Below are 23,650 nucleotides of genomic sequence, written 5' to 3' on the forward strand. Positions count from 1 at the left end.
GCCAGACCAATGGAATTCAACGTCAAGACCCTCGAGGGAAAAGACGCAGGGAAGGTTTCTCTTTCTGACGCGATTTTCGGTCTCGAGCCCCGCGAAGACATTCTCGCCCGCGTAATCCGCTGGCAGCTTGCCAAGAAGCAGCAGGGCACTCACCAGGCAAAGGGCCGCGCCGACGTATGGCGCACCGGCGCCAAGATGTACAAGCAGAAGGGTACGGGCCGCGCTCGTCACCATTCGGCTCGTGCTCCGCAGTTCCGCGGCGGTGGTAAGGCTCACGGCCCGGTTGCTCGCAGCCACGAACACGACCTTCCGAAGAAGGTTCGCGCTCTCGGCCTGCGTCTGGCTCTGTCGGCTAAGCTGAAGTCCGATGATGTCATCATCATCGACAACCTGGTTGCTGCTGAAGCAAAGACCAAGGCTCTGGCTTCGACCTTCGCAACGCTCGGCCTGACCAACGCTCTCTTCATCGGCGGCGCCGAACTTGATGGCAACTTCAAGCTCGCAGCCAAGAACATCCCGAACATCGATGTTCTGCCGATCCAGGGCATCAACGTTTATGACATCGTGCGCCGTGGCAAGCTCGTGCTTTCCAAGGCTGCCGTTGAAGCTCTAGAGGAGCGTTTCAAGTGTCCGATCTTCGCCACTATGATGTGATCGTCTCGCCGTCGATCACCGAAAAGTCCACTCTGGTATCGGAAAACAACCAGGTTGTTTTCAACGTCGCTAAGACGGCGTCGAAGCCGGAAATCAAGGCTGCAGTCGAGGCGCTCTTCGGCGTCAAGGTCACGGCCGTCAACACTCTGCTCCGCAAGGGCAAGACCCGTCGTTTCCGCGGTTTTGTCGGCAAGCAGAAGGACGTGAAGAAGGCAATCGTGACTTTGGCTGAAGGCCAGACGATCGACGTCTCCACCGGTCTCTGAGGAATAAAAACATGGCATTGAAAACATTCAATCCTACGACCCCGAGCCAGCGTCAGCTGGTCATCGTCGACCGCTCTTCGCTCTACAAGGGCAAGCCGGTCAAGGCGCTGACGCAGGGTCTGACCAAGAGCGGCGGTCGTAACAACCTCGGTCGCATCACGGCTCGCTTCATCGGCGGCGGTCACAAGCGTACGTATCGTCTGATCGACTTCAAGCGTCGCAAGTTCGAAGTTGAAGGCACGGTCGAGCGTATCGAATACGACCCGAACCGTACCGCGTTCATCGCGCTCATCTCCTACGCCGACGGCGAACAGGCCTACATCATCGCTCCGCAGCGCCTTGCTGCCGGCGACAAGGTCATCGCCTCTGAAAAGGCTGTGGACGTAAAGCCGGGCAACACCATGCCCCTGCAGTACATCCCGGTTGGCTCCATCATCCACAACGTGGAAATGAAGCCGGGCAAGGGCGGTCAGATCGCTCGCTCCGCTGGTTCCTACGCACAGCTCGTAGGCCGCGATGCGGGTCTGGCGATCCTTCGTCTGAACTCTGGCGAACAGCGCCTCGTGCCGGGCTCCTGCCTTGCTTCGATCGGTGCGGTTTCGAACCCTGACCACGCCAACATCAACGACGGCAAGGCCGGTCGTACCGTATGGCGCGGCAAGCGTCCGCATAACCGCGGTGTTGTCATGAACCCTGTCGACCACCCGCACGGTGGTGGTGAAGGCCGCACTTCCGGTGGTCGTCACCCGGTTACCCCTTGGGGTAAGCCGACCAAGGGCAAGCGCACCCGGTCGAACAAGTCGACCGACAAGATGATCATGCGCTCGCGTCATCAGCGTAAGAAGTAAGAGAGGAAGTCTCCAATGGCTCGTTCAGTATGGAAAGGTCCGTTCGTTGACGGCTATCTTCTCAAGAAGGCTGAGAAGGTTCGTGAAGGCGGACGTGCAGAAGTAATCAAGATCTGGAGCCGTCGCTCCACGATCCTGCCCCAGTTCGTCGGTCTCACCTTCGGCGTCTACAACGGCAGCAAGCATATTCCGGTCAACGTCAATGAAGACATGGTCGGTCACAAATTCGGTGAATTCTCTCCGACCCGGACCTACTACGGTCACGGTGCGGACAAGAAGGCAAAGAGGAAGTAACGATGGGCAAGGCAAAAGCCGAACGCCGGCTGAAGGACAACGAGGCGCAAGCAGTCGCCCGCACGCTCCGCGTCAGCCCACAGAAGCTCAACCTGGTTGCCGCGGCTATCCGCGGCAAGAAGGTCGAGCGCGCACTCGCTGAGCTGGAATTCTCCCGCAAGCGCATCGCAGGCGCCGTCAAGAAGACGCTCGAATCTGCGATCGCAAACGCCGAGAACAACCATGATCTCGACGTTGACTCGCTGGTCGTAGCGGAAGCTTACGTCGGCAAGTCGATCGTCATGAAGCGTTTCCACGCTCGTGGCCGTGGTCGTGCATCGCGCATCGAAAAGCCCTTTGCGCACCTCACGATCGTTGTTCGCGAAGTTGAAGCCGCCACCGAGGAGGCCGCATAATGGGTCAGAAAATCAATCCAATTGGTTTCCGTCTTGGCATCAACCGTACCTGGGATAGCCGCTGGTTCGCGGACAATGCCGAATACGGTCAGCTGCTGCACGAAGACCTGAAGATGCGCAAGTTCGTCATGAGCGAACTGAAGCAGGCTGGTATCTCCAAGGTGGTTATCGAGCGTCCGCACAAGAAGTGCCGCGTCACGATCCACTCGGCTCGTCCGGGCCTGATCATCGGCAAGAAGGGCGCAGACATCGACAAGCTCCGCAAGAAGCTGTCGGACATGACGAACTCCGAAACGCACCTCAACATCGTTGAAGTTCGCAAGCCGGAAGTCGACGCTGTTCTGGTCGCTCAGTCGATCGCTCAGCAGCTCGAGCGTCGTGTTGCTTTCCGTCGCGCCATGAAGCGCGCCGTTCAGTCCGCAATGCGTCTTGGCGCCGAAGGCATCAAGATCACCTGCGCGGGCCGTCTCGGCGGTGCTGAAATCGCTCGTACGGAATGGTACCGCGAAGGTCGCGTGCCGCTGCATACGCTGCGCGCTGACATCGACTACGGCACAGCCGAAGCGGAAACCGCTTTCGGTATCTGCGGCATCAAGGTTTGGATCTTCAAGGGCGAAATCCTTGAGCACGATCCGATGGCCTCCGAGCGCCGCGCACTCGAGGGTGATGCTCAGGGTCCGGCTAGCCGTGACCGCGATCGTCGCCGCGACAACGCTTAATAGCGTTGGTGGCAGATAAGTTCGGAGAATAAGAAAATGTTGCAGCCCAAGAGTACCAAGTACCGCAAGCAATTTAAGGGCCGCATCAAGGGCGTCGCCAAGGGTGGTTCCGACCTCGCCTTCGGTGAATTCGGCCTTAAGGCTCAGGAGCCAAACCGCGTAAATGCACGCGAGATCGAAGCGGCCCGCCGCGCGATCACGCGCTACATGAAGCGTGCTGGCCGTGTATGGATCCGCGTGTTCCCGGATGTTCCGGTAACCGCAAAGCCGACCGAAGTCCGTAGGGGTAAGGGTAAGGGCTCTGTTGAATATTGGGCATGCAAGGTCAAGCCAGGCCGCCAGATGTTCGAGATCGACGGCGTCAGCGAAGAAATCGCTCGCGAAGCGCTTCGCCTCGGCTCTGCCAAGCTCTCGGTCAAGACGCGCTTCGTACAGCGCATTGCAGAGTAAGGAGCAAGGCACATGAAAGCCGAAGAAGTTCGCGGCCTGACGGCCGATCAGCTCAAGGACAAGCTCGCCGACCTGAAGAAGGAGCAGTTCAACCTGCGCTTCCAGAAGGCCACCGGTCAGCTCGAAAAGTCCTCCCGCGTCAACGAAGTTCGCAAGGACATCGCCCGCGTGAAAACCATTGCCCGCCAGAAGGCGGCAGAAGCAAAGGCCTAAGAATATGCCGAAGCGCATCCTGCAGGGCGTCGTCGTTGGCGACAAGAACGAGAAGACTGTAGTTGTCCGCGTTGAGCGTCGTTTCGCTCATCCGCTGATGCAGAAGACCGTTCGTCGTTCCAAGAAGTACAAGGCCCACGACGAAAACAATCAGTACAAGATTGGCGATACCGTATCCATCGAGGAATGCGCGCCGATCTCCAAGGACAAGTGCTGGACGGTCATTTCCGGCCAGGCAAAGTAAGAATTTCTCGCGAGGCCTTGCGTCTCGCGGAAATTTCTGTATGAAGCAGCGTCAGAACGCTCGTTCGTCGAGCGTTCTTTTGCTTTGAGCGCACGGAAGGTCCCGTTTGGGAAACCACCCTGGCACGATCGATCCCGCGCTAGTCAAGCTAATGCCGTGTTTTCGCCTGCTCTCGTGGCAAGCGGCCGGCTGACAATTTTCATATGCCGGGGTAGGGGGCGACAGCCCAACCATTCCGGTAAACACAAGAAGGCGACCTGATATGATTCAGATGCAAACAAACCTCGACGTGGCGGATAATTCCGGCGCACGTCGTGTCATGTGCATCAAGGTGCTGGGCGGTTCTAAGCGCAAGTATGCCTCGATCGGCGACGTTATCGTCGTTTCGATCAAGGAAGCTATTCCGCGCGGCCGCGTGAAGAAGGGTGACGTGATGAAGGCGGTTGTCGTTCGCACCGCCAAGGAAATCCGTCGCGTAGATGGTTCCATCATCCGCTTCGACACCAATGCAGCAGTCCTCATCGACAACAAGAAAGAGCCGATCGGCACCCGTATCTTCGGACCGGTTCCGCGCGAACTTCGCGCCAAGAACCACATGAAGATCATCTCGCTCGCTCCAGAAGTACTGTAAGGAGCACGAACGATGCAAAAGATTCGTAAGGGCGACACGGTCGTCATGCTCGCAGGCAAGGACAAGGGCCGTACCGGCGAAGTCCTTCAGGTTCTGCCCAAGGAAGATCGCGCCGTAGTCCGTGGCGTCAACGTCGTAAAGCGCCACCAGCGCCAGACGCAGACCCAGGAAGCCGGCATCATCAGCAAGGAAGCCTCGGTTCACTTGTCCAACGTCTCGATCATCGACAAGGACGGCAAGCCGACCCGCGTTGGTTTCAAGGTTGTTGACGGCAAGAAGGTCCGTGTGGCCAAGCGTTCCGGTGAGGTGATCTGATGGCTCAGGCAAAGTACGAGCCGCGGCTCAAGAAGGAATATGTCGAGCGCATCCGTGCGGCGATGCAGGAGAAGTTCTCCTACGCCAACGAGATGATGATTCCGAAGCTCGACAAGATCGTAATCAACATGGGTGTTGGTGAAGCAACGGCTGATTCGAAGAAGCCGACTGTTGCCGCAGCTGACCTGGCCGCTATTGCTGGTCAGAAGCCGGTCATCACCCGTGCACGCAACTCCATCGCTGGCTTCAAGGTCCGCGAAGATATGCCGATCGGCGCAAAGGTTACCCTGCGCGGCGCTCGCATGTACGAGTTCCTGGACCGTCTCGTGAACATCGCGCTTCCGCGCGTTCGCGACTTCCGCGGCCTGAACCCGAAGAGCTTTGACGGCCGTGGCAACTTCGCCATGGGCATCAAGGAGCACATTGTGTTCCCTGAGATCAACTACGATAAGGTTGATCAGATGTGGGGCATGGACATCATCGTTTGCACGACGGCCACCAAGGACGACGAAGCACGGGCTCTGCTCACAGAGTTCAACTTCCCGTTCCGTCAGTAACCGTAACGACGAGCGTAGAAAAGGAACCACACATGGCGAAGACCAGCGCAGTTGAAAAGAACAAGCGCCGCCGTATTACGGTCGCCAACCAGGCCGCTAAGCGCGCCGAGTTGAAGGCGATCATCATGAACCAGGCTCTTCCGATCGAAGACCGGTTCAAGGCCTCGATCAAGCTGGCATCCCTGCCGCGCGATGGATCGAAGACCCGTATTCGCAACCGTTGTGAAGTATCGGGCCGTCCGCGCGCATACTACCGCAAACTGCGCATGTCGCGTATCGCGCTGCGTGAACTCGGCAATCTCGGCAAGGTGCCGGGCATCGTCAAGTCCAGCTGGTAAGGAGCAGGTTAGATGACAATGACTGATCCGTTGGGCGATATGCTCACCCGCATCCGTAACGGCGCTTCCCGCCGCAAGTCGTCGGTCTCGACGCCTGCTTCGAAGCTCCGTGCACGTGTTCTCGATGTTCTCCAGGCTGAAGGCTACATCCGTGGCTACGCTCTTGTCGATTTCGGCAATGGCAAGTCTGAAATCAACATCGAGTTGAAGTACTACGAAGGCGCATCGGTGATCCGTGAGATCGGCCGTGTGTCCAAGCCGGGCCGCCGGGTTTATGTCTCGGTCAAGTCCATTCCGCAGGTCGCGAACGGTCTCGGCATCACCATCCTTTCGACTCCGAAGGGTGTGATGGCTGATCACCAGGCTCGCGAACAGAACGTTGGTGGCGAGGTTCTTTGCTCGGTATTCTAATACCGAGCATCGATCTCCATAGCGAACAGACAGGATATAAAAATGTCTCGTATCGGTAAGAAGCCCGTTCAGATTCCTGCTGGGATTACGGCTACGGTCGAAGGCCAGAAGGTTACTGCAAAGGGCCCGAAGGGCGAGCTGTTCTTCGTCGCAAACGACGAAGTCGGCGTTAAGCTCGAAAACAATGCGGTTGTCGTGACGCCGCTCACGCAGTCGAAGGATGCTCGTTCGAAGTGGGGCATGTCCCGCACGATGATCGAGAACATCTTCACGGGTGTTAAGGACGGCTACGAGCGCAAGCTCGAAATCAACGGCGTTGGTTACCGCGCGTCGCTTCAGGGCAAGAACCTGCAGCTCGCTCTCGGTTTCAGCCACGACGTGGTTTATGAGCCGCCGGTCGGCATCACGATCGCTGTGCCGAAGCCTACTGAAATTGTTGTCACTGGCATCAATAAGCAGCAGGTCGGCCAGGTTGCCGCTGAAATCCGCGAATACCGCGGTCCTGAGCCTTACAAGGGCAAGGGCGTCAAGTATGCCGGCGAACGTATCGTTCGCAAAGAAGGCAAGAAGAAGTAAGGATCACGCGAAATGGCTAGCAGGAAAGAAGCACTTGCACGTCGTGCCAACCGCGTGCGCCGTCATCTCAAGTCGGTGGCCAATGGCCGTCCGCGCCTGTCGGTTCATCGCTCCTCGAAGAACATCTACGTTCAGGTTATCGACGATGTTGCCGGCAAGACCCTCGCGGCTGCCTCGACGCTCGATAAGGACCTGCGCGGTTCTCTGAAGACCGGTGCTGACACCGCGGCAGCCGCCGCCGTTGGCAAGCTCGTCGCCGAGCGCGCCTCCAAGGCTGGTGTCAAGGAAGTCGTATTCGACCGTGGCGCCTTCATCTATCACGGCCGTATCAAGGCCCTGGCAGATGCAGCCCGCGAAGGCGGTCTGACCTTCTAATGAATTTCCGGCCGGAGCCCAGCGCTCCGGCCGGATTTTAACCGGACCGCAAACGCTCCTCGATAGGGGAGGCTGATGCGGTCCTCGTGTTGTCTGCCGTTCCACCCGCAAAAGAAAAAGGAAAAGGACAATGGCACAGGAAAGAAAAGGTTCGCGCGACGATCGCCAGAACCGCGAAGAGCGCGATAGCGAATTCGTCGACAAGCTGGTCGCGATCAACCGCGTCGCCAAGGTCGTCAAGGGCGGCCGTCGTTTCGGTTTCGCAGCCCTCGTCGTCGTCGGTGACCAGAAGGGCCGCGTTGGCTTTGGTCACGGTAAGGCACGTGAAGTGCCGGAAGCAATCCGCAAGGCAACTGAAGCTGCCAAGCGCGAACTGATCTTCGTACCGCTGCGTGACGGCCGTACGCTGCATCACGACGTTCACGGCCGCCACGGCGCCGGCAAGGTTCTGCTTCGTTCGGCCAAGGTCGGTACCGGTATCATCGCCGGTGGTCCGATGCGCGCTGTTTTCGAAACGCTCGGCGTTCACGACGTCGTCGCCAAGTCGACCGGTTCCTCGAACCCATACAACATGGTTCGCGCTACCTTCGACGCTCTGAAGCACCAGGTTCACCCGAAGGACATCGCAGCACAGCGCGGCATCAAGTATGCAACGCTTCAGGCTCGCCGTGCCGCTTCCGGTAACGCTTCTGAAGAATAAGAGGAGCTGATCCATGGCCAAGGCTACAAAGAAGACCGAAGCAAAGACGGTTACCGTCGAGCAGATCGGCAGCCCGATTCGCCGTCCGGATGTCCAGCAGCGCACGCTGATCGGTCTCGGGCTGAACAAGATGCACCGTCGTCGCACGCTGGAAGATACCCCTTCCGTTCGTGGCATGATCCGTGCTGTCCAGCATCTCGTTCGCATCGTCGACGAGAAGTAAGCAGGGAGTATTCGCTATGAAACTCAATGAAATCAAAGACAACGAAGGTTCGACCCATAGCCGCAAGCGCCTCGGCCGCGGTATCGGTTCGGGCTCCGGCAAGACCGGTGGTCGCGGTGTCAAGGGTCAGAAGTCCCGTTCGGGCGTAGCCATCAACGGCTTCGAAGGCGGTCAGATGCCAATCTACCGTCGCCTGCCGAAGCGCGGCTTCAACAACATCTTCAAGGCCGACTTCGTTGTCGTGTCCCTGGAGCGTGTTCAGGCTGCTATCGACGCTGGCAAGCTCGACGCCAAGTCCACGGTTGATGCAGCAGCTCTCAAGGCTGCCGGCGTTATCCGTCGCGTCAAGGACGGCGTTCGCGTTCTCGCCGACGGCGAGCTGAAGGCAAAGGTCAAGTTCGAAGTTGCTGGCGCTTCCAAGCCGGCTGTCGAAAAGATCGAAAAGGCTGGCGGTTCCGTCACGCTTCTTTCTGCCGCAGCTGCAGAATAATTTAATCTATGATAAACCGCCCGGGGTGCTTCACACCGGGCGGTTTTGCTCCCATATGTGAGCCTCACAAAAACCGGTCGGATGCACGTGCGTCAGGACAGGTTAAACGAACAACAGGGTGAGGCATAGGTTGCGCCCGCAATCCGTCCGAAGCCCGCTTTTGAATAATTCAGAAATGCCGATCCGGCGTTCTGCCTTTCGCTTGGTCAGAGCCCGAAACCGGTAGCGCGGAGATACGCATGGCGTCTGCAGCGGAACAGTTGGCTTCCAACCTCAATTTCTCGACCTTCGCCAAAGCCGAGGATCTCAAGAAGCGCCTGTGGTTTACACTGGCAGCTCTCCTCGTCTATCGGTTGGGAACGCACATTCCGCTTCCCGGCCTCAACCCGCAGGCCTATGCACAGGCCTTCCAGGGGCAGGCAGGCGGCATTCTCGGCCTCTTCAACATGTTCTCGGGCGGCGCTGTTCAGCGCATGGCGATCTTCGCGCTCGGCATCATGCCTTACATTTCCGCTTCGATTATCGTGCAGCTGATGACCTCGGTCGTGCCTGCGCTCGAAAACCTGAAGAAGGAAGGCGAGCAGGGCCGCAAGATCATCAACCAGTACACCCGTTACGGCACCGTGCTTCTCGGTACGCTGCAGGCTTATGGCATTGCCATTGGTCTGGAGAGCGGGCAGGGGCTCGTGGTCGATCCGGGCATCTTCTTCCGCGTCTCCACCGTCATCACGCTGCTCGGCGGCACGATGTTCCTGATGTGGCTCGGCGAGCAGATCACCTCGCGCGGTATCGGTAACGGCATCTCGCTCATCATCTTCGCCGGCATCGCTGCTGGTCTGCCTGCGGCTCTTGCCGGTACGCTCGAACTCGGCCGCACAGGCGCGCTGTCGACGAGCCTTATCCTGTTGGTCATCGTCGTTGCGATCGCCGTCATCGCGATCATCGTCTTCGTCGAACGCGCCCAGCGCCGCCTTCTGATCCAGTATCCGAAGCGCCAGGTGGGCAACCGCATGTTCCAGGGCGATACCTCGCACCTGCCGCTGAAGCTCAATACCTCGGGCGTTATCCCGGCGATCTTCTCGTCCTCGCTGCTGCTCCTGCCGGCAACGATCGCGGGCTTCGCCAGCACCACCAACATGCCGACCTGGGTGACCTCGATTGTCGCGGCTCTTGGCCATGGCCAGCCGCTCTACATGCTCCTCTACGGTCTGCTGATCGCCTTCTTCGCGTTCTTCTATACGGCCATCGTCTTCAATCCGAAGGACACGGCCGACAATCTGAAGAAGCATGGCGGCTTCATCCCGGGCATCCGTCCCGGTGAGCGCACCGCCGAGTACATCGATTACGTGCTGACCCGCATCACGGTCATCGGCGCGATCTACCTCGTATTCGTCTGCATTCTTCCGGAAATCCTCGTGTCGCAGACAGGGATCCCATTATCCCTTGGTGGCACTTCGCTTTTGATTGTCGTTAGCGTAACTCTTGACACGGTCGCGCAGATTCAGGGTCACCTGATCGCGCAGCAGTACGAAGGCCTGATCAAGAAATCGAAGTTGCGTGGAGGAAAGAGGGGTCGATGAGACTTATACTTTTGGGGCCGCCGGGCGCGGGTAAGGGGACTCAAGCTCAGCGGATCGTGGAAAAGTACGGCATTCCGCAACTTTCCACGGGTGACATGCTTCGCGCCGCCGTTCAGGCCGGTACCGAAGTCGGCAAGCGCGCCAAGGCCGTCATGGATGCTGGCAAGCTGGTCTCTGACGACATCGTCATCGCAATCGTGTCGGAGCGTATCGACCAGCCCGATTGCGAGAATGGCTTCATCCTCGACGGTTTCCCGCGTACGCTGGTTCAGGCCGATGCGACGGAAGCCATGCTCAAGGGCAAGGGCATCGAACTGTCGAAGGTCGTCGAGATCCAGGTCGACGACGCTATCCTTGCGGACCGCGTTTCGGGCCGCTACACCTGTGCGAACTGTGGTGCCGGCTATCACGACACCAACGTCAAGCCGAAGGTGGAGGGCGTCTGCGACCGCTGTGGTTCGACTCACTTCAAGCGTCGTCCCGATGACAACCGCGAAACCGTGGTGACGCGTCTCGGCGCTTACTACAAAGAAACATCGCCGCTGATCGGCTACTACTATGCCAAGGGCAAGTTGCAGTCGGTGGATGGCATGGCAGACATCGATCACGTCACCGGCGAGATCGAGCGCATACTTTCGAAGCTGTAAGGCTTTGGAAATAAAACTTGGCGGGAGCGGTTGCTTTTCAGCACTGATTCCGTTAAACACCGCGCCAACTCGCGATATCTGATGCGATCGGCGCGGACTTCCGATAGGAATTCCGGGTTCGATCGTTTTGACTTGTTGAGAACCTGAATTGTAATTGCGGCCTTTCAAGGTCGTGTAACGAGACACCACTTGCCGGATGGCAACTGGAACGCAAGGAGAATAGGCGTGGCACGTATCGCTGGCGTCAACATCCCGACCGCAAAGCGCGTTGTAATCGCGCTGACGTACATTCACGGGATCGGTCCGAAATTCGCACAGGAAATCATCGAGAAGGTCGGTATTCCTGCTGATCGTCGCGTGAATCAGCTCACCGACGCTGAAGTCCTGCAGATCCGCGAAACCATCGACCGCGATTACCAGGTCGAAGGTGACCTGCGTCGCGAGACCTCGATGAACATCAAGCGTCTGATGGACCTCGGCTGCTACCGCGGCCTGCGTCATCGTCGTGGCCTTCCGGTCCGCGGTCAGCGCACGCACACCAATGCTCGTACCCGCAAGGGCCCGGCAAAGGCTATCGCTGGTAAGAAGAAGTAATTTCCGGGAAACCGGAGGTGAGGGGGCTGGCGGTCTGCGCCGGCCTCTTTTGAGTTTGGGGCAGGGCCGCAAGGTCTCGTTCCGGTGTAGCCGCTGGTATTACGGCGGTGCAGAGATCCAAGAAAGGGATTAAAATGGCCAAGGAAGCCGTACGCGTTCGCCGTCGCGAACGTAAAAACATTTCGTCGGGCGTCGCTCACGTCAACTCGACCTTCAACAACACGATGATCACGATCACCGACGCACAGGGCAACGCCATTGCCTGGTCGTCTGCTGGCGCCAAGGGCTTCAAGGGCTCGCGCAAGTCGACCCCGTTCGCCGCTCAGATCGCTGCTGAAGACTGCGCCAAGAAGGCTCAGGAACACGGCATGAAGTCGCTGGAAGTTGAAGTTTGCGGTCCGGGTTCGGGTCGTGAATCCGCTCTGCGCGCCCTCCAGGCTGCTGGTTTCATGATCACGTCCATCCGCGACGTGACCCCGATCCCGCACAATGGTTGCCGCCCGCGCAAGAAGCGTCGCGTCTGATCATCGCCATTCACAACATCGGTGAGCGGATCCTCGCTCCCGATGCTTCTCAAGCTCGGTTGTCACGATTGGATGGTGGCAACGAACGGAAGGCAAAAATATGATTCAGAAAAACTGGCAGGAATTGATCAAGCCGAACAAGGTCGAGTTCTCTTCGAGCTCGCGTACCAAGGCGACGCTCGTAGCAGAGCCGCTGGAGCGCGGTTTCGGCCTCACCCTCGGCAACGCGCTTCGCCGCGTTCTGCTGTCCTCGCTGCGCGGTGCCGCAGTGACGGCCGTGCAGATCGATGGCGTGCTGCATGAATTCTCGTCGATCCCTGGCGTTCGTGAAGATGTCACCGACATCGTCCTGAACATCAAGGAAATCGCCATCAAGATGGATGGCGACGACGCAAAGCGCATGGTCGTGCGTAAGCAGGGTCCGGGCGTTGTAACGGCTGGCGACATCCAGACGGTCGGCGATATCGAAATCCTCAACCCCGAGCATGTGATCTGCACGCTCGACGAGGGCGCCGAAATCCGCATGGAATTCACCGTCAACAACGGCAAGGGCTATGTTCCGGCCGATCGCAATCGTGCGGAAGATGCTCCGATCGGTCTCATCCCGGTCGACAGCCTTTATTCGCCGGTCAAGAAGGTGTCCTACAAGGTTGAAAATACCCGCGAAGGACAGGTTCTCGACTACGACAAGCTGAACATGACCATCGAAACCGATGGCTCAATCTCCGGTGAAGATGCCGTCGCTTTCGCGGCTCGCATCCTGCAGGATCAGCTTGGCGTGTTCGTCAACTTCGACGAGCCGCAGAAGGAAACCGAAGAAGAAGCAGTCACCGAACTCGCTTTCAACCCGGCTCTCCTCAAGAAGGTGGACGAACTCGAACTGTCTGTTCGCTCGGCAAACTGCCTGAAGAACGACAACATCGTCTACATCGGCGACCTCATTCAGAAGACCGAAGCAGAAATGCTCCGCACGCCGAATTTTGGTCGCAAGTCGCTGAACGAAATCAAGGAAGTTCTCGCTTCCATGGGCCTGCACCTCGGCATGGAAGTGCCGGCATGGCCGCCTGAGAACATCGAAGATCTCGCCAAGCGTTACGAAGACCAATACTAACCATCAAACGGCGGGCGAGATGCCTGCATGTGAAGGAGAATAGCAATGCGCCACGGTAAAGCCGGCCGCAAGCTGAATAGAACCGCTAGCCACCGCAAGGCAATGTTTGCCAACATGGCGGCTTCGCTCATCACCCATGAGCAGATCGTGACCACCCTGCCGAAGGCAAAGGAAATCCGTCCGATTGTTGAAAAGCTCGTAACCCTCGGCAAGCGCGGCGACCTGCACGCTCGTCGTCAGGCGATCTCGCAGATCCGCGACGCCGCTGTTGTTTCGAAGCTCTTCGACACGATCGCTTCGCGCTACGCAACCCGCAACGGCGGCTACCTGCGTATCATGAAGGCTGGCTTCCGCCAGGGCGACAACGCCGCTCTCGCCGTCATCGAATTCGTTGACCGCGACACCTTCGCCAAGGGCGCAGCCGACAAGGCTCGCGTTGAAGCCGAAGCAGCTGCTGCTGAAGCCGCTTAATATTTTCCGGTTCGCCGGAAGCAAAACAGCCGGGCTGAAAAGCCCGGCTGTTTTCGTTTGAGGTATTGATCTGTCATCGAGTGTGCTTCGGCCGCTTGCCGGTCTTACTGAAGTGCTGAAGCCGCGCCGGTGGTGCGCCGTCTATGATCTCGACATCACCCTGCGCCTCTAGCGCTGCCTTGAAACGCGCAGCATTTCGCTTTCCCCATACTCCAAGAAAACAGGCCCCGGTCAGGTCGTCCTTGAAGACGATCGCGCCACCAAAGGCCGCGCTTAGGCCAGCCTCGCCAACGAGCCCGCCGCCACCGTAGGCGTCTACGACGATGTCAAGCGGCGCTGCGGCAACGACTGTGTCCCCGGCCGGGGCGAAATGCGGGTCACGGTAGATGTATAGTGGCGACGCGGCTTCCATGCGGGCAGTCTGTCAGCCCTCACGGTCTCAAACAAGAGCTCAGCCGGCAGCCTGGGCAGGACGCGTTCTGCCGCCTTGCCCGTTTCGGCTACGCTTCCTGCTCCGCGCAATTGGCCGCCATGACCGATAGAGGATCATCAGGATGATCAGGCCGACATAGACATACTGCTCGAGATCCAGAAGCTTCGTCGACAGCGCGAAATGCACCGCGCCACAGGCGGCGATGATGTAGATCAGCTTGTGCAGCCAGATCCATTTCGAGCCGAGCTTCCGGATCGACAGGTTGTTGGAAGTGACAGCCAGCGGTACGAGCAGCACAAGGCCGGCCATGCCGAACATGATGAAGGGCCGCTTCATCACATCGTCGAGGACGGCGGAAACGTCGAGCGCTTGGTCAAGGACCATGTAGACCGTGAAGTGCATGACCACGTAGTAAAAACAGAGAAGCCCGAGCGCGCGGCGATAGCGCAGATAGTTCCAGCCGAGGAGATCGCGGGCAGGGGAGACGGCGAGCGTCAGCACCAGGAAGCGGATCGCCCACAGCCCGAGGAACAGCTCGAACGTCTTGACCGGATCGGCGCCCAGCTGGTCGGTGGCGCCGAGATAGAAGGTCCAGGCGGCAGGCAGCAGCCCGACGATATAGAGCAGCCAGACGGAGGCCGAGTGCCATCGCTTCGGCAGGCTGAACGAGAGCGTTGCCATCAGAAGTTCGCCTTCAGGTCCATGCCCGCATAGAGGCTCGCCACCTCATCGCCATACCCGTTGAACGGCAGCGTCGGATGGCGGCTGGCGCCGAAGAAGCCGCTCTCTCCGATCCGTCGTTCGGTCGCCTGGCTCCAGCGCGGATGATCGACGGCCGGATTGACGTTGGCATAGAAGCCGTATTCCTGCGAATTGGTGACCTGCCAGGTGTTCTTCGGCTCCTTGTCCGTCAACGTGATCCGCACGATCGACTTGATGCCCTTGAAGCCATATTTCCAGGGAACGACCAGCCGGATCGGCGCGCCGTTCTGGTTGGGCAGCGTCTCGCCATAAAGCCCGACGGCAAGCAGCGTCAGCGGGTGGTTGGCCTCGTCGAGGCGCAAACCTTCCACATAGGGCCAGTCAAGCGATTGGAAAATCCCCTTCTGCCCCGGCATCTCCTCAGGGCGCACAACGGTCTCGAAGGCGACATACTTGGCGCTCCCGAGCGGCTCGACCTTGCTGAGCAGCGAGGCCAGCGGAAAGCCATCCCACGGGATCACCATCGACCATGCTTCGACGCAGCGCATGCGATAGGTGCGGCTCTCGATCGGGAATTCCTTCATCAGCACGTCGAGATCGAAGGTGCCCGGCTTGTTGACCATGCCGTCGACCTTGATCGTCCAGGGCGTGGGCTTGAAGTCACCCGACAGCGCCGCCGGATCACCCTTGTCGAGCCCGAACTCGTAGAAGTTATTGTAAGTGGTCACATCCTTGATCGGCGTCAGCTTCTCGTCGACCTTGTACTTGCTGTCGATGGTCGTAAGCGCGGCCGCACTGGCTGTGCCGGCACCCAAGAGGCCGACGGCTCCGATCGCGGCAGCGCTGAGGAACTGACGGCGATCGAGATAGGTCTGGCGCGGCGTAATCTCCGAAGAGGCGATCCTGGGTGGACGGTAGACGGGCATAGTATCCTCCTGAGCAACATAAGCTCGGCATGGACCTTGAACGCATTCAAGGTTGTTTCGGATCACTGTTTACGCCTTGAAGCGGCCGGCCGGGAAGCCAACTTATCGTGTAGCGAAAACGTGGCGTCCGTCTGTAACAAACCACGTTCTGCCCACGTATATGATCGATGGGCGCCTGAGGCGTACCGAGGAGTACCGCTTTTGCCTTTCCCGGTAGTGACAGCATATACTCTTTGGATTAGGACAATTCCAAAAAGCAGCGATAGTAGAAGCGTGTTGTCAAAATCCGCCCGCTATCGCGGAAGACTTCCGATGTTGTGAGGAAACACCAATGCCAGCTTATCGTTCGAGAACCACGACCCACGGCCGCAACATGGCGGGTGCGCGCGGCCTTTGGCGCGCCACGGGCATGAAGGATTCGGATTTCGGCAAGCCGATTATCGCGGTGGTCAACTCCTTCACCCAGTTCGTGCCGGGTCACGTCCACCTGAAGGACCTCGGCCAGCTCGTCGCGCGGGAGATCGAAGCGGCCGGCGGCGTTGCCAAGGAGTTCAACACGATCGCCGTCGACGACGGTATCGCCATGGGCCATGACGGCATGCTCTATTCGCTGCCTTCGCGCGAATTGATCGCCGACAGCGTCGAATACATGGTCAACGCCCACTGCGCCGACGCCATGGTCTGCATCTCCAACTGCGACAAGATCACCCCCGGCATGCTGATGGCCTCGCTGCGCCTCAATATACCGACGGTTTTCGTCTCCGGCGGTCCTATGGAAGCCGGCAAGGTGGTGCTGAACGGCAAGAAGGTCGCGCTCGACCTCGTCGATGCCATGGTCGCGGCCGCCGACGACAAGATCAGCGATGAAGACGTCGCCGTCATCGAGCGCTCCGCTTGCCCGACCTGCGGCTCCTGCTCTGGCATGTTCACGGCAAACTCGATGAACTGTCTGACGGAAGCCCTGGGCCTGTCCTTACCAGGAAACGGCTCGACGCTTGCCACCCATTCCGACCGCAAGGAACTCTTCCTTGAAGCCGGTCGTCGCGTCGTCGAGCTTGCCCGCCGTTATTACGAACAGGACGATCTGACCGCTCTACCGCGCACCATCGCCAGCAAGGGCGCGTTCGAAAACGCCATGGCGCTCGACATCGCCATGGGCGGCTCGACCAACACCGTCCTCCACATTCTTGCGGCCGCGCATGAAGGCGAGATCGATTTCACGATGGACGATATCGATCGCCTGTCGCGCCGCGTTCCCTGCCTGTCGAAGGTCGCGCCGGCCAAGGCCGACGTCCACATGGAAGACGTTCACCGCGCAGGCGGCATCATGGCTATCCTCGGTGAACTCGACCGCGCCGGTCTGCTGAATGTCGATCTTCCGACGGTCCACGCTCCGACCATGCGCGAAGCGCTGGCGCAGTGGGATGTCGCTGTCACCGACAACAAGGCTGCCTTCGATCTCTTCAGCGCCGCTCCCGGCGGTGTTCCGACGCAGGTCGCCTTCAGCCAGAGCTCGCGTTGGGAAGAACTCGACCTCGACCGCGAAACCGGTGTCATTCGCGATGCCCAGCATCCTTTCTCCAAGGATGGCGGTCTGGCCGTCCTGAAGGGCAACCTCGCGCTCGACGGCTGCATCGTGAAGACGGCAGGCGTCGATGAATCGATCCTGAAGTTCTCCGGCCCGGCCAAGGTCTATGAAAGCCAGGACGCGGCCGTGAAGGCGATCCTGTCCAACGAAGTCGTCGCCGGCGATGTTGTGGTCATCCGCTACGAAGGTCCGAAGGGCGGCCCGGGCATGCAGGAAATGCTCTATCCGACGAGCTACCTGAAGTCGAAGGGCCTCGGAAAGGCTTGCGCGCTGATCACCGACGGCCGCTTCTCCGGCGGCACCTCGGGTCTGTCGATCGGCCACGCCTCTCCGGAAGCGGCCAATGGCGGCACCATCGGCCTCGTGCGCGAAGGCGACATGATCGACATCGACATCCCGAACCGCACCATCAGCCTGCGCGTGGATGACAAGGAACTGGCAACCCGCCGCGCCGAACAGGACGCCAAGGGCTGGCAGCCGGCCGAAAAGCGCAAGCGCAACGTGACGACCGCGCTGAAGGCTTATGCCGCCTTCGCAACCAGCGCCGACCGTGGCGCCGTTCGCGATCTCGGCGATCGCTGAACCTGCTGATTAAAAGTCAGTTGCTCTATTAAACCGGTCGCCTCAAAGCGGCCGGTTTATGTTTTTGTAGCTTTCGGCCAGCTGCTTCAGCCGCTCGTCATAGGCGGCCTGGATGCAGGCGACGTCGGCGGCGCACTCCTGGCGCTTCTTCAGCCACGCCGTCTGCTCGTCCTGCATCGTGCCGCGCGAGCCCATGGCAAGCAGGCCGGACAACAGGTCGAAGGTCGTCACCATCTTCACGTCGGCGTCGTTCAGCGCGCGGTTATCGCAGATCGCCTTCTCGTCCGGCTTCAACTCCTTGGCCTCGCAATCGAAGCTTGCCGCGTGGCTTGTCCCGGCGCAGCAAAGCAGCAGGGCGGCGGCGGTGAAGAGAAGGGGCTGGCGATATCGCGTCATGCAGTGGTTCCTGTCTGGTCTAGCTGGCTCTCAAGAATGCCATGCCGACGAAGATGATGCAGCAAAGCCAGATGGCAAGGATGACGATCAGCCCGGCGCGGCTGGACGGCCGCTCGATACGTGCTGCGGCGTCGACGCGCAGGTCCGCCATCACATTGAAGGGGATGAGCCTGACGGCGAGCATGATGCCGAGCGGCACGATCAGGAGATCGTCGAGATAACCGAGCACGGGAATGAAATCGGGGATCAGGTCGATCGGCGACAACGCGTAGGCAGCGACGCCGCCAGCGACCGCCTTGGCGTACCAGGGCACCCGCTTGTCGCGCGCGGCGAGCCACAAGGCCACGATGTCACGCTTCAGTGATTTCGCCCAGAGTTTGGCCTTTGATATCAGTCGCATGCCTGTCGTTCCTGACTCAGTTTGGCAAGTATGTCGCGCATCGGTTCACCCGCCTTGATCTTCCATGCTTCTGCCCTCTTTCCTTTCTAGCGTCCGGCACTACAACGTTCTCTCAAGACGATTTCAAGAAGGGATTCTTATGCACGACCTGTTGAAGCGCGCCTCTCTGCCGCTGCTTGCTCTGGTGCTTGCACTGCCGATCAATGCTCATGCCCAAACGGCAAATGGCGAGACGGCCAAGACCGTGCCGCAGAGCCAGATGGAAATGCAGCTGTCCTTCGCGCCGCTCGTCAAGCAGACGGCGGGTGCGGTGGTGAACGTTTATGCGGAAAAGACCGTCCGCCGCCAGTCGCCCTTTGCCGGCGATCCCTTCTTCGAGCAGTTCTTCGGTCAGCAGATGCCGAACCGTACGCAGAAGCAGTCCTCGCTCGGCTCCGGCGTCATCGTCGAGGCGAACGGTACGATCGTGACCAACAACCACGTCATCGAGGGCGCCGACGAAATCAAGATCGCGCTCTCGGATGGCCGCGAGTTTCCCTGCAAGGTCATTCTGAAGGACGATCGTCTGGATCTCGCCGTGCTCAAGGTCGATACCAAGCAGACATTCCCGGCGCTTTCGATCGGCAATTCCGACGCCGTTGAAGTTGGCGATCTCGTGCTTGCCATCGGCAATCCGTTCGGTGTCGGCCAGACGGTCACCTCTGGCATCGTCTCGGCGCTGGCGCGCAACCAGGTCGTCAAGGACGAGTTCGGCTTCTTCATCCAGACGGACGCCTCGATCAACCCCGGCAATTCCGGCGGCGCGCTGATGAACATGAAGGGCGAACTGATCGGCATCAACACCGCGATCTTCTCACGCGGCGGCGGCTCCAATGGTATCGGCTTCGCCATCCCCGCCAACCTCGTGAAAGTCTTCATCGCTTCCGCCGACGCGGGCGTGAAGACCTTCGAGCGTCCTTATGTCGGCGCGACCTTCGATGCGGTCACCTCCGACGTCGCCGATGCGCTCGGCCTCGAAAAGGCGCGCGGCGCCATCGTCGTCAAGGTCACGGAAGGCGGCCCGGCCGCAAAGGCGGGCCTGAAGGCAGGCGAAGTCATCACCGCCGTCGATGGCATCTCGGTGGAGCATCCCGACGCACTGTATTACCGCCTGACCACGGCCGGTCTCGGCAAGCCTGTCGATCTCGCCATCATCGACAATGGCAAGGAAGAGCATGTGAAGATGACGCTCGGCCAGGCGCCCGAGACGACGCCGCGCGACCAGCGCACGATCGGCGGCCGTTCGCCGTTCACAGGCACCGTCGTCGAGAACCTGTCGCCGCGCGTGGCCGATGAACTGCGCATGGCAAGCGAGAGCACGGGTGTCGTCGTTTCGGAAGTGAAGGATGGCTCCGTTGCCCAGCAGCTCGGCTTCGAGCCGAAGGACATCATCGTTTCCGTCAACAGCGCCGATGTGAAGTCCACCAAGGATCTCGCTACGCTCGCCGCGCAGAACCCGAGCTTCTGGCGCGTCGAGATTGAGCGCAACGGCCAGCGCATCCGGCAGTTCTTCCGATGAGCAATGATCTCTTCGCGCCGCGCATTCCGCCGGAGGTCGCCAACAGGCGGCCGCTGGCGGATCGGCTTCGCCCGCAGACCATCGCCGACGTCACCGGTCAGGATCACCTGACCGGCGAGGACGGTGTGCTCAGGCGGATGATCGAAAGCGGCTCGTTGGGATCGATGATCTTCTGGGGGCCACCAGGAACCGGCAAGACCACCGTCGCGCGCCTGCTGTCGGGCGAGGCGGGTCTTGCCTTCGAACAGATTTCGGCGATCTTCTCAGGCGTCGCCGATCTCAAGAAAGTCTTCGAGGCCGCCCGGCTGCGCCGCATGGATGGGCGCCAGACGCTTCTCTTCGTCGACGAGATCCATCGCTTCAACCGTGCCCAGCAGGATAGCTTCCTGCCCGTCATGGAAGACGGCACCGTCATCCTCGTCGGTGCCACCACCGAGAACCCGTCCTTCGAGCTCAACGCCGCTCTTTTGTCGCGCGCCCGCGTGCTGACCTTCAAGTCGCATGACGATCAGAGCCTTGCCGAGCTTTTGAACCGCGCCGAAGCGATCGAGGGCAGGGAGCTGCCGCTTACGCCGGAAGCCCGCGTCAGCCTGTTGCGCATGGCCGATGGCGATGGCCGCGCCGTGCTGACGCTCGCCGAGGAAGTCTGGCGCGCTGCCCGCCGCGACGAAATCTTCGACACCGAGGGACTGACGAAGATCGTCCAGCGCCGCGCCCCCGTCTACGACAAGGCCCAGGACGGCCACTACAATCTGATCTCGGCACTGCACAAATCCGTGCGCGGCTCCGATCCCGATGCGGCACTCTATTATTTGGCGCGCATGTTTGATGCCGGTGAGGACCCGCTCTATCTCGGCCGCCGGCTGGTGCGCATGGCGGTCGAGGATATCGGCCTTGCCGATCCCCAGGCGCTTGTCATCTGCAACGCCGCCAAGGATGCTTACGACTATCTCGGCTCGCCCGAGGGGGAGCTGGCGCTCGCGCAGGCGTGCGTCTACCTCGCCACCGCGCCGAAATCCAACGCCGTCTACACCGCCTTCAAGGCCGCCACCATGGCTGCCAAGCAGAACGGCTCGCTATTGCCGCCCAAGCACATCCTGAACGCGCCGACCAAGCTGATGAAGGATGAGGGCTACAACGAAGGCTATCGCTACGACCACGACGAGCCGGACGCTTTTTCCGGCCAGGACTATTTCCCGGAGAAGATGGGCCGCCAGACGTTTTACGATCCGCCCGAGCGCGGCTTCGAGCGTGATATCCGCAAGCGGCTTGAATGGTGGTCGAAACTCAGGAAAGAGCGCAATCAGCGCTGATCAAGACGCCCGCTTCTGGCCTGATGGAGTGGTGATGATCTTGACGGACGATTCCGCAAGGCCATGATGACCTTCCATGTCGACCACGAGATGCCAGTGGCCGCTGTCGGGGATCGGCACCCTAATCGGGGATTTGCGCGCAACGCCGCCCACATATTTGAAGTCGAGCACTTCGGTGAAACGCTGGTAGTTCGGCGAGGTCATGAGCCGAACATTGGCGACCGCGTTCAAGGTCACCTCGATCACCGTTCCGGCGCGCTGCTCCTTGAGATCGTAATGAGTGAAGCGGAAATTCGGCTTGTTCGGCATCGTGTCTGCTCGGCGTGGGGTAGGGGCAGATGATACGAAACGGCGGTTAAGGAAGCGTTCGCCAACGCCTGCGGGAACGCCGTCGCGCGCTCCCGCGGAGGTGGATCATGTCCCGTCAGTGCACATGTCCGCGACTATCGGGCCGATTGAACGGCAGCAGCGTGCGGGTGCGGATGATCGCGATCTGCGTGGCATCGTGATCGCACTCGTCGGAGGCGAAGTGCAACGCGGCGCTCTCGCTGATAAACAGACCGCCGACACGCCCCTCGCGATCCTGAACCACCCATCCGCCGCCCTTGCTCCGGCCGATGGTGAAGCGCGGCAGTGGGTTAGGCTGGATGGTCGCGGCGAGGGCGCGCGCGTTGGAGGAGGGCATGATCTTTCCTTTCAGGCTGGATGATCGAGGCTGTGATTGGAGTTGTTAGCCTTAGACGGCCCGCGCTTGGCGACGGCTCTCGGCCAGCCCTGTCAGGGCGGCGAAGACCGCAGCCTTCTCGGTGGTATCAAGGCCGACCATCGGCAGGCGGACGTCAGGGGACGTGCCAAGCAGCACATGCAGCGCGTATTTGACGGGAGCCGGCGAGCCATCTTCCGCAAGCGCCCGGATGAGTGGCTGCAGACGATCATGCAGCGCCGTGGCCGCTGCCACGTTGCCCGTCTTCGCTAGGCGATGAAGCGAAGCAAACAAGCGCGGCTCGACATTCGCACCAGACGACAGCATGCCGTCTCCGCCGCAAGCGAGAAACGAAAGCGCGCTGGCGTCATCGGATGACAAAGAGACGAAGCGCCGGCGCAAACGCGGCGCAAGCCGGGCCGCACCGCCTGAGTGGACGATGCCGAGAATGCGCTCGACGGGCGCCAGCGCATCGAGGCTCTCAGGCGCCAGGCTGCTGGCGCAACGGGAGGGGTTGTCATCGATGATGACAGGCAGATCGCTCTCCGCCGCCACCTGCTCAAGATGGTGGACGATGCCCTTCTGCCCCGGCTTCGCATAATAGGGCACCGTGACCAGCGCCGCGTCAGCACCGAGCTTCCGCGCCTCCAGCGTTAGCGCGATCGTGGTCGATGTGGCATTGGTGCCGGTGGCGGCGATGACGGGCACCCGCCCGGCCGCGACCCTGACGCAGGTACGGATGATGGCCGCCCGCTCGGTGGGCGACAATGTCGGCCCTTCGCCGGTTACGGTGCAGACAGCCAGTCCGTCGATGCCGGAATTGATCTGCCTCTCCGCCAGCCGCTCGAGCATTGCAAGGTCGAGCCGGTCGTTCCTGAATGGCGTGACCAGCGCCGTGATCACCGTTCCCAGTCGTAGTCGCGTGTCCATCCGCATGGCCGTGTCAGAAACTGCCCCAGATGACGTAGATCTCGACGGCGGCAAGCACGAGGCCGAAGATGATCAGTAAATGCGCCGTGCGCTTCTCGCGCATTTGCCGTTTGACCATCGGCCGTCGGGGCCGGCCGGTTGGAGGGTGGGGAAACAGGAAGTCTCGCATGACGTCTACCTCTGAATTTCGACCACAGGCTAACGCCGCGCGGCGTATGAAATCCATTCGCGGGTCTTCGACGGGAAATAGAAATCTCATAAAGGCGGGCTGGCTCGTGGCGGACAGCGATCGCTAAATCGAATTCGAAATCATGGACTTGCTGCGCGTTTCGGACTCGACTTGCGAAGCACTTGAATCAGAATGACAAGGCACGGGAGGAGATTGTGCAAGCGCATGTCGGGAGCGCGTCATGCCGTTCGTCCTTGCATGATAAGGCGGCGCGATCGCGCTGCGGAGCGTTCACGTATCAGCCGCTATCGGCACAGGGAGAGA

The 23,650-nt window shown here is 60.1% G+C and carries 36 protein-coding genes; 28 read left to right on the plus strand and 8 right to left on the minus strand.

Annotated elements, in window-relative coordinates:
• Window positions 1-9: 9 nt before the first annotated feature.
• The 25 genes from rplD to rplQ all read left to right on the plus strand — a co-directional run bounded on the left by rplD (window position 10) and on the right by rplQ (window position 13,626).
• The gene (rplD, locus tag ACIQUB_RS05090) at window positions 10-654 is read left to right on the plus strand and encodes a 50S ribosomal protein L4 (protein WP_402929119.1); all 645 of its coding nucleotides are present in this window, start codon (window positions 10-12) and stop codon (window positions 652-654) included.
• Entirely contained in the window at window positions 627-920 is a 294-nt protein-coding gene (locus ACIQUB_RS05095) for a 50S ribosomal protein L23 (RefSeq protein WP_402928802.1), read from the plus strand. Before rplD ends, ACIQUB_RS05095 begins: the two co-directional genes overlap by 28 nt.
• A gap of 11 nt (window positions 921-931) precedes the next feature.
• Window positions 932-1,768, plus strand: a complete 837-nt coding sequence (gene rplB / locus ACIQUB_RS05100; RefSeq protein WP_018900273.1) for a 50S ribosomal protein L2 — start codon at window positions 932-934, stop codon at window positions 1,766-1,768.
• A gap of 15 nt (window positions 1,769-1,783) precedes the next feature.
• Window positions 1,784-2,062, plus strand: coding sequence for a 30S ribosomal protein S19 (rpsS, locus tag ACIQUB_RS05105; RefSeq protein WP_018900272.1), 279 nt, complete (start codon window positions 1,784-1,786; stop codon window positions 2,060-2,062).
• A gap of 2 nt (window positions 2,063-2,064) precedes the next feature.
• On the plus strand, window positions 2,065-2,457 hold the full coding sequence (gene rplV / locus ACIQUB_RS05110) for a 50S ribosomal protein L22 (RefSeq protein ID WP_018900271.1): 393 nt from the start codon (window positions 2,065-2,067) through the stop codon (window positions 2,455-2,457).
• Complete coding sequence (rpsC, locus tag ACIQUB_RS05115; RefSeq protein WP_018900270.1) at window positions 2,457-3,176, plus strand: 30S ribosomal protein S3; 720 nt, start codon at window positions 2,457-2,459, stop codon at window positions 3,174-3,176. The genes rplV and rpsC overlap by 1 nt, the downstream gene beginning before the upstream one ends.
• 36 nt (window positions 3,177-3,212) lie before the next feature.
• Window positions 3,213-3,626 carry a 50S ribosomal protein L16 gene (gene rplP / locus ACIQUB_RS05120; protein ID WP_402928805.1) on the plus strand — a complete coding sequence of 138 codons (414 nt, stop codon included), beginning with the start codon at window positions 3,213-3,215 and terminating at the stop codon, window positions 3,624-3,626.
• Between the two features lie 12 nt (window positions 3,627-3,638).
• Entirely contained in the window at window positions 3,639-3,839 is a 201-nt protein-coding gene (rpmC, locus tag ACIQUB_RS05125) for a 50S ribosomal protein L29 (RefSeq protein ID WP_016553554.1), read from the plus strand.
• Window positions 3,840-3,843: 4 nt separating this feature from the next.
• A complete protein-coding gene (rpsQ, locus tag ACIQUB_RS05130) occupies window positions 3,844-4,083 on the plus strand; it encodes a 30S ribosomal protein S17 (RefSeq protein WP_018900269.1) in 240 nt (79 codons plus the stop codon).
• A gap of 262 nt (window positions 4,084-4,345) precedes the next feature.
• A complete protein-coding gene (gene rplN, locus ACIQUB_RS05135) occupies window positions 4,346-4,714 on the plus strand; it encodes a 50S ribosomal protein L14 (protein WP_018900268.1) in 369 nt (122 codons plus the stop codon).
• Between the two features lie 12 nt (window positions 4,715-4,726).
• Window positions 4,727-5,029 (plus strand): 50S ribosomal protein L24, encoded by a 303-nt coding sequence (gene rplX, locus ACIQUB_RS05140; RefSeq protein WP_018900267.1) that lies wholly within the window; start codon window positions 4,727-4,729, stop codon window positions 5,027-5,029.
• The gene (gene rplE / locus ACIQUB_RS05145) at window positions 5,029-5,586 is read left to right on the plus strand and encodes a 50S ribosomal protein L5 (RefSeq protein ID WP_018900266.1); all 558 of its coding nucleotides are present in this window, start codon (window positions 5,029-5,031) and stop codon (window positions 5,584-5,586) included. Before rplX ends, rplE begins: the two co-directional genes overlap by 1 nt.
• Before the next feature lie 32 nt (window positions 5,587-5,618).
• Window positions 5,619-5,924: a 30S ribosomal protein S14 gene (gene rpsN, locus ACIQUB_RS05150; RefSeq protein WP_018900265.1), complete on the plus strand. Its 306-nt coding sequence runs from the start codon at window positions 5,619-5,621 to the stop codon at window positions 5,922-5,924.
• A 12-nt stretch (window positions 5,925-5,936) separates the two neighbouring features.
• Window positions 5,937-6,335, plus strand: a complete 399-nt coding sequence (gene rpsH, locus ACIQUB_RS05155; RefSeq protein WP_018900264.1) for a 30S ribosomal protein S8 — start codon at window positions 5,937-5,939, stop codon at window positions 6,333-6,335.
• 42 nt (window positions 6,336-6,377) lie between these two features.
• Window positions 6,378-6,911 carry a 50S ribosomal protein L6 gene (gene rplF, locus ACIQUB_RS05160; RefSeq protein WP_018900263.1) on the plus strand — a complete coding sequence of 178 codons (534 nt, stop codon included), beginning with the start codon at window positions 6,378-6,380 and terminating at the stop codon, window positions 6,909-6,911.
• Window positions 6,912-6,923: 12 nt separating this feature from the next.
• Window positions 6,924-7,286, plus strand: coding sequence for a 50S ribosomal protein L18 (gene rplR, locus ACIQUB_RS05165; protein ID WP_018900262.1), 363 nt, complete (start codon window positions 6,924-6,926; stop codon window positions 7,284-7,286).
• A gap of 130 nt (window positions 7,287-7,416) precedes the next feature.
• A complete protein-coding gene (gene rpsE / locus ACIQUB_RS05170) occupies window positions 7,417-7,986 on the plus strand; it encodes a 30S ribosomal protein S5 (protein ID WP_018900261.1) in 570 nt (189 codons plus the stop codon).
• Between the two features lie 13 nt (window positions 7,987-7,999).
• Window positions 8,000-8,209 carry a 50S ribosomal protein L30 gene (gene rpmD / locus ACIQUB_RS05175; protein ID WP_016553562.1) on the plus strand — a complete coding sequence of 70 codons (210 nt, stop codon included), beginning with the start codon at window positions 8,000-8,002 and terminating at the stop codon, window positions 8,207-8,209.
• Window positions 8,210-8,225: 16 nt separating this feature from the next.
• The gene (rplO, locus tag ACIQUB_RS05180; RefSeq protein ID WP_016553563.1) at window positions 8,226-8,699 is read left to right on the plus strand and encodes a 50S ribosomal protein L15; all 474 of its coding nucleotides are present in this window, start codon (window positions 8,226-8,228) and stop codon (window positions 8,697-8,699) included.
• A 239-nt stretch (window positions 8,700-8,938) separates the two neighbouring features.
• Window positions 8,939-10,279 carry a preprotein translocase subunit SecY gene (gene secY, locus ACIQUB_RS05185; RefSeq protein WP_113239817.1) on the plus strand — a complete coding sequence of 447 codons (1,341 nt, stop codon included), beginning with the start codon at window positions 8,939-8,941 and terminating at the stop codon, window positions 10,277-10,279.
• Window positions 10,276-10,926 (plus strand): adenylate kinase, encoded by a 651-nt coding sequence (locus tag ACIQUB_RS05190; protein WP_113239818.1) that lies wholly within the window; start codon window positions 10,276-10,278, stop codon window positions 10,924-10,926. Before secY ends, ACIQUB_RS05190 begins: the two co-directional genes overlap by 4 nt.
• Window positions 10,927-11,151: 225 nt before the next feature.
• A complete protein-coding gene (rpsM, locus tag ACIQUB_RS05195) occupies window positions 11,152-11,520 on the plus strand; it encodes a 30S ribosomal protein S13 (RefSeq protein ID WP_018900258.1) in 369 nt (122 codons plus the stop codon).
• A gap of 134 nt (window positions 11,521-11,654) precedes the next feature.
• Window positions 11,655-12,044, plus strand: a complete 390-nt coding sequence (gene rpsK / locus ACIQUB_RS05200) for a 30S ribosomal protein S11 (protein WP_003547577.1) — start codon at window positions 11,655-11,657, stop codon at window positions 12,042-12,044.
• Window positions 12,045-12,144: 100 nt separating this feature from the next.
• Window positions 12,145-13,155, plus strand: a complete 1,011-nt coding sequence (locus ACIQUB_RS05205; RefSeq protein ID WP_007787729.1) for a DNA-directed RNA polymerase subunit alpha — start codon at window positions 12,145-12,147, stop codon at window positions 13,153-13,155.
• Between the two features lie 45 nt (window positions 13,156-13,200).
• The gene (gene rplQ / locus ACIQUB_RS05210) at window positions 13,201-13,626 is read left to right on the plus strand and encodes a 50S ribosomal protein L17 (RefSeq protein WP_018900257.1); all 426 of its coding nucleotides are present in this window, start codon (window positions 13,201-13,203) and stop codon (window positions 13,624-13,626) included.
• A 73-nt stretch (window positions 13,627-13,699) separates the two neighbouring features.
• Here the strand turns inward: rplQ and ACIQUB_RS05215 are convergent, their stop codons facing one another.
• From ACIQUB_RS05215 to msrP, 3 genes are read right to left on the minus strand one after another with little or no spacing between them, the layout of a single operon-like run.
• A complete protein-coding gene (locus tag ACIQUB_RS05215) occupies window positions 13,700-14,038 on the minus strand; it encodes a hypothetical protein (protein ID WP_113239819.1) in 339 nt (112 codons plus the stop codon).
• A 39-nt stretch (window positions 14,039-14,077) separates the two neighbouring features.
• Complete coding sequence (gene msrQ, locus ACIQUB_RS05220; protein WP_113239820.1) at window positions 14,078-14,740, minus strand: protein-methionine-sulfoxide reductase heme-binding subunit MsrQ; 663 nt, start codon at window positions 14,738-14,740, stop codon at window positions 14,078-14,080.
• Window positions 14,740-15,687: a protein-methionine-sulfoxide reductase catalytic subunit MsrP gene (gene msrP / locus ACIQUB_RS05225; RefSeq protein WP_402928809.1), complete on the minus strand. Its 948-nt coding sequence runs from the start codon at window positions 15,685-15,687 to the stop codon at window positions 14,740-14,742. The genes msrQ and msrP overlap by 1 nt, the downstream gene beginning before the upstream one ends.
• Window positions 15,688-16,018: 331 nt before the next feature.
• Here msrP and ilvD point away from each other — a divergent pair, with 331 nt between their 5' ends.
• Window positions 16,019-17,857, plus strand: a complete 1,839-nt coding sequence (gene ilvD, locus ACIQUB_RS05230) for a dihydroxy-acid dehydratase (RefSeq protein WP_113238536.1) — start codon at window positions 16,019-16,021, stop codon at window positions 17,855-17,857.
• Between the two features lie 42 nt (window positions 17,858-17,899).
• On the opposite strand, the gene ACIQUB_RS05235 is transcribed toward ilvD, so the two are convergent.
• Both ACIQUB_RS05235 and ACIQUB_RS05240 read right to left on the minus strand, forming a co-directional pair.
• Window positions 17,900-18,253, minus strand: coding sequence for a hypothetical protein (locus ACIQUB_RS05235; RefSeq protein WP_018900252.1), 354 nt, complete (start codon window positions 18,251-18,253; stop codon window positions 17,900-17,902).
• Between the two features lie 19 nt (window positions 18,254-18,272).
• Window positions 18,273-18,653 carry a YkvA family protein gene (locus ACIQUB_RS05240; protein ID WP_113238537.1) on the minus strand — a complete coding sequence of 127 codons (381 nt, stop codon included), beginning with the start codon at window positions 18,651-18,653 and terminating at the stop codon, window positions 18,273-18,275.
• Window positions 18,654-18,792: 139 nt separating this feature from the next.
• Here ACIQUB_RS05240 and ACIQUB_RS05245 point away from each other — a divergent pair, with 139 nt between their 5' ends.
• A complete protein-coding gene (locus ACIQUB_RS05245) occupies window positions 18,793-20,211 on the plus strand; it encodes a DegQ family serine endoprotease (RefSeq protein ID WP_113238538.1) in 1,419 nt (472 codons plus the stop codon).
• Window positions 20,208-21,524, plus strand: coding sequence for a replication-associated recombination protein A (locus ACIQUB_RS05250; RefSeq protein ID WP_113238539.1), 1,317 nt, complete (start codon window positions 20,208-20,210; stop codon window positions 21,522-21,524). Before ACIQUB_RS05245 ends, ACIQUB_RS05250 begins: the two co-directional genes overlap by 4 nt.
• On the opposite strand, the gene ACIQUB_RS05255 is transcribed toward ACIQUB_RS05250, so the two are convergent.
• From ACIQUB_RS05255 to dapA, 3 genes are all read right to left on the minus strand, one after another.
• Entirely contained in the window at window positions 21,525-21,833 is a 309-nt protein-coding gene (locus tag ACIQUB_RS05255; RefSeq protein WP_113238540.1) for a DUF1883 domain-containing protein, read from the minus strand.
• A 115-nt stretch (window positions 21,834-21,948) separates the two neighbouring features.
• A complete protein-coding gene (locus ACIQUB_RS05260) occupies window positions 21,949-22,209 on the minus strand; it encodes a hypothetical protein (RefSeq protein WP_113238541.1) in 261 nt (86 codons plus the stop codon).
• Window positions 22,210-22,260: 51 nt separating this feature from the next.
• A complete protein-coding gene (dapA, locus tag ACIQUB_RS05265; RefSeq protein WP_113238542.1) occupies window positions 22,261-23,163 on the minus strand; it encodes a 4-hydroxy-tetrahydrodipicolinate synthase in 903 nt (300 codons plus the stop codon).
• Window positions 23,164-23,650: the final 487 nt, after the last annotated feature.

This window comes from Rhizobium sp. NPDC090275 (assembly GCF_044772225.1).
GTDB lineage: Bacteria > Pseudomonadota > Alphaproteobacteria > Rhizobiales > Rhizobiaceae > Rhizobium.

Excerpts from the sequence above, each read along its gene's own strand:
- rpsQ (WP_018900269.1), top strand. The coding sequence starts at position 3,844 with ATGCCGAAGCGCATCCTGCAGGGCGTCGTCGTTGGCGACAAGAACGAG.
- ACIQUB_RS05205 (WP_007787729.1), top strand. The coding sequence starts at position 12,145 with ATGATTCAGAAAAACTGGCAGGAATTGATCAAGCCGAACAAGGTCGAG.
- ACIQUB_RS05250 (WP_113238539.1), top strand. The coding sequence starts at position 20,208 with ATGAGCAATGATCTCTTCGCGCCGCGCATTCCGCCGGAGGTCGCCAAC.
- rpmC (WP_016553554.1), top strand. The coding sequence starts at position 3,639 with ATGAAAGCCGAAGAAGTTCGCGGCCTGACGGCCGATCAGCTCAAGGAC.
- secY (WP_113239817.1), top strand. The coding sequence starts at position 8,939 with ATGGCGTCTGCAGCGGAACAGTTGGCTTCCAACCTCAATTTCTCGACC.
- rplO (WP_016553563.1), top strand. The coding sequence starts at position 8,226 with ATGAAACTCAATGAAATCAAAGACAACGAAGGTTCGACCCATAGCCGC.
- ACIQUB_RS05190 (WP_113239818.1), top strand. The coding sequence starts at position 10,276 with ATGAGACTTATACTTTTGGGGCCGCCGGGCGCGGGTAAGGGGACTCAA.
- rplD (WP_402929119.1), top strand. The coding sequence starts at position 10 with ATGGAATTCAACGTCAAGACCCTCGAGGGAAAAGACGCAGGGAAGGTT.
- rplX (WP_018900267.1), top strand. The coding sequence starts at position 4,727 with ATGCAAAAGATTCGTAAGGGCGACACGGTCGTCATGCTCGCAGGCAAG.
- msrP (WP_402928809.1), bottom strand. The coding sequence starts at position 15,687 with ATGCCCGTCTACCGTCCACCCAGGATCGCCTCTTCGGAGATTACGCCG.
- rplE (WP_018900266.1), top strand. The coding sequence starts at position 5,029 with ATGGCTCAGGCAAAGTACGAGCCGCGGCTCAAGAAGGAATATGTCGAG.
- rplN (WP_018900268.1), top strand. The coding sequence starts at position 4,346 with ATGATTCAGATGCAAACAAACCTCGACGTGGCGGATAATTCCGGCGCA.
- rplR (WP_018900262.1), top strand. The coding sequence starts at position 6,924 with ATGGCTAGCAGGAAAGAAGCACTTGCACGTCGTGCCAACCGCGTGCGC.
- ACIQUB_RS05255 (WP_113238540.1), bottom strand. The coding sequence starts at position 21,833 with ATGCCGAACAAGCCGAATTTCCGCTTCACTCATTACGATCTCAAGGAG.
- dapA (WP_113238542.1), bottom strand. The coding sequence starts at position 23,163 with ATGCGGATGGACACGCGACTACGACTGGGAACGGTGATCACGGCGCTG.
- rpsS (WP_018900272.1), top strand. The coding sequence starts at position 1,784 with ATGGCTCGTTCAGTATGGAAAGGTCCGTTCGTTGACGGCTATCTTCTC.
- ACIQUB_RS05260 (WP_113238541.1), bottom strand. The coding sequence starts at position 22,209 with ATGCCCTCCTCCAACGCGCGCGCCCTCGCCGCGACCATCCAGCCTAAC.
- rplB (WP_018900273.1), top strand. The coding sequence starts at position 932 with ATGGCATTGAAAACATTCAATCCTACGACCCCGAGCCAGCGTCAGCTG.
- rplV (WP_018900271.1), top strand. The coding sequence starts at position 2,065 with ATGGGCAAGGCAAAAGCCGAACGCCGGCTGAAGGACAACGAGGCGCAA.
- ACIQUB_RS05245 (WP_113238538.1), top strand. The coding sequence starts at position 18,793 with ATGCACGACCTGTTGAAGCGCGCCTCTCTGCCGCTGCTTGCTCTGGTG.
- rpmD (WP_016553562.1), top strand. The coding sequence starts at position 8,000 with ATGGCCAAGGCTACAAAGAAGACCGAAGCAAAGACGGTTACCGTCGAG.
- rpsN (WP_018900265.1), top strand. The coding sequence starts at position 5,619 with ATGGCGAAGACCAGCGCAGTTGAAAAGAACAAGCGCCGCCGTATTACG.
- ACIQUB_RS05235 (WP_018900252.1), bottom strand. The coding sequence starts at position 18,253 with ATGACGCGATATCGCCAGCCCCTTCTCTTCACCGCCGCCGCCCTGCTG.
- rplQ (WP_018900257.1), top strand. The coding sequence starts at position 13,201 with ATGCGCCACGGTAAAGCCGGCCGCAAGCTGAATAGAACCGCTAGCCAC.
- msrQ (WP_113239820.1), bottom strand. The coding sequence starts at position 14,740 with ATGGCAACGCTCTCGTTCAGCCTGCCGAAGCGATGGCACTCGGCCTCC.
- rpsC (WP_018900270.1), top strand. The coding sequence starts at position 2,457 with ATGGGTCAGAAAATCAATCCAATTGGTTTCCGTCTTGGCATCAACCGT.
- ACIQUB_RS05240 (WP_113238537.1), bottom strand. The coding sequence starts at position 18,653 with ATGCGACTGATATCAAAGGCCAAACTCTGGGCGAAATCACTGAAGCGT.
- rplP (WP_402928805.1), top strand. The coding sequence starts at position 3,213 with ATGTTGCAGCCCAAGAGTACCAAGTACCGCAAGCAATTTAAGGGCCGC.
- ilvD (WP_113238536.1), top strand. The coding sequence starts at position 16,019 with ATGCCAGCTTATCGTTCGAGAACCACGACCCACGGCCGCAACATGGCG.
- rpsH (WP_018900264.1), top strand. The coding sequence starts at position 5,937 with ATGACAATGACTGATCCGTTGGGCGATATGCTCACCCGCATCCGTAAC.
- rpsE (WP_018900261.1), top strand. The coding sequence starts at position 7,417 with ATGGCACAGGAAAGAAAAGGTTCGCGCGACGATCGCCAGAACCGCGAA.
- rplF (WP_018900263.1), top strand. The coding sequence starts at position 6,378 with ATGTCTCGTATCGGTAAGAAGCCCGTTCAGATTCCTGCTGGGATTACG.
- ACIQUB_RS05215 (WP_113239819.1), bottom strand. The coding sequence starts at position 14,038 with ATGGAAGCCGCGTCGCCACTATACATCTACCGTGACCCGCATTTCGCC.
- rpsK (WP_003547577.1), top strand. The coding sequence starts at position 11,655 with ATGGCCAAGGAAGCCGTACGCGTTCGCCGTCGCGAACGTAAAAACATT.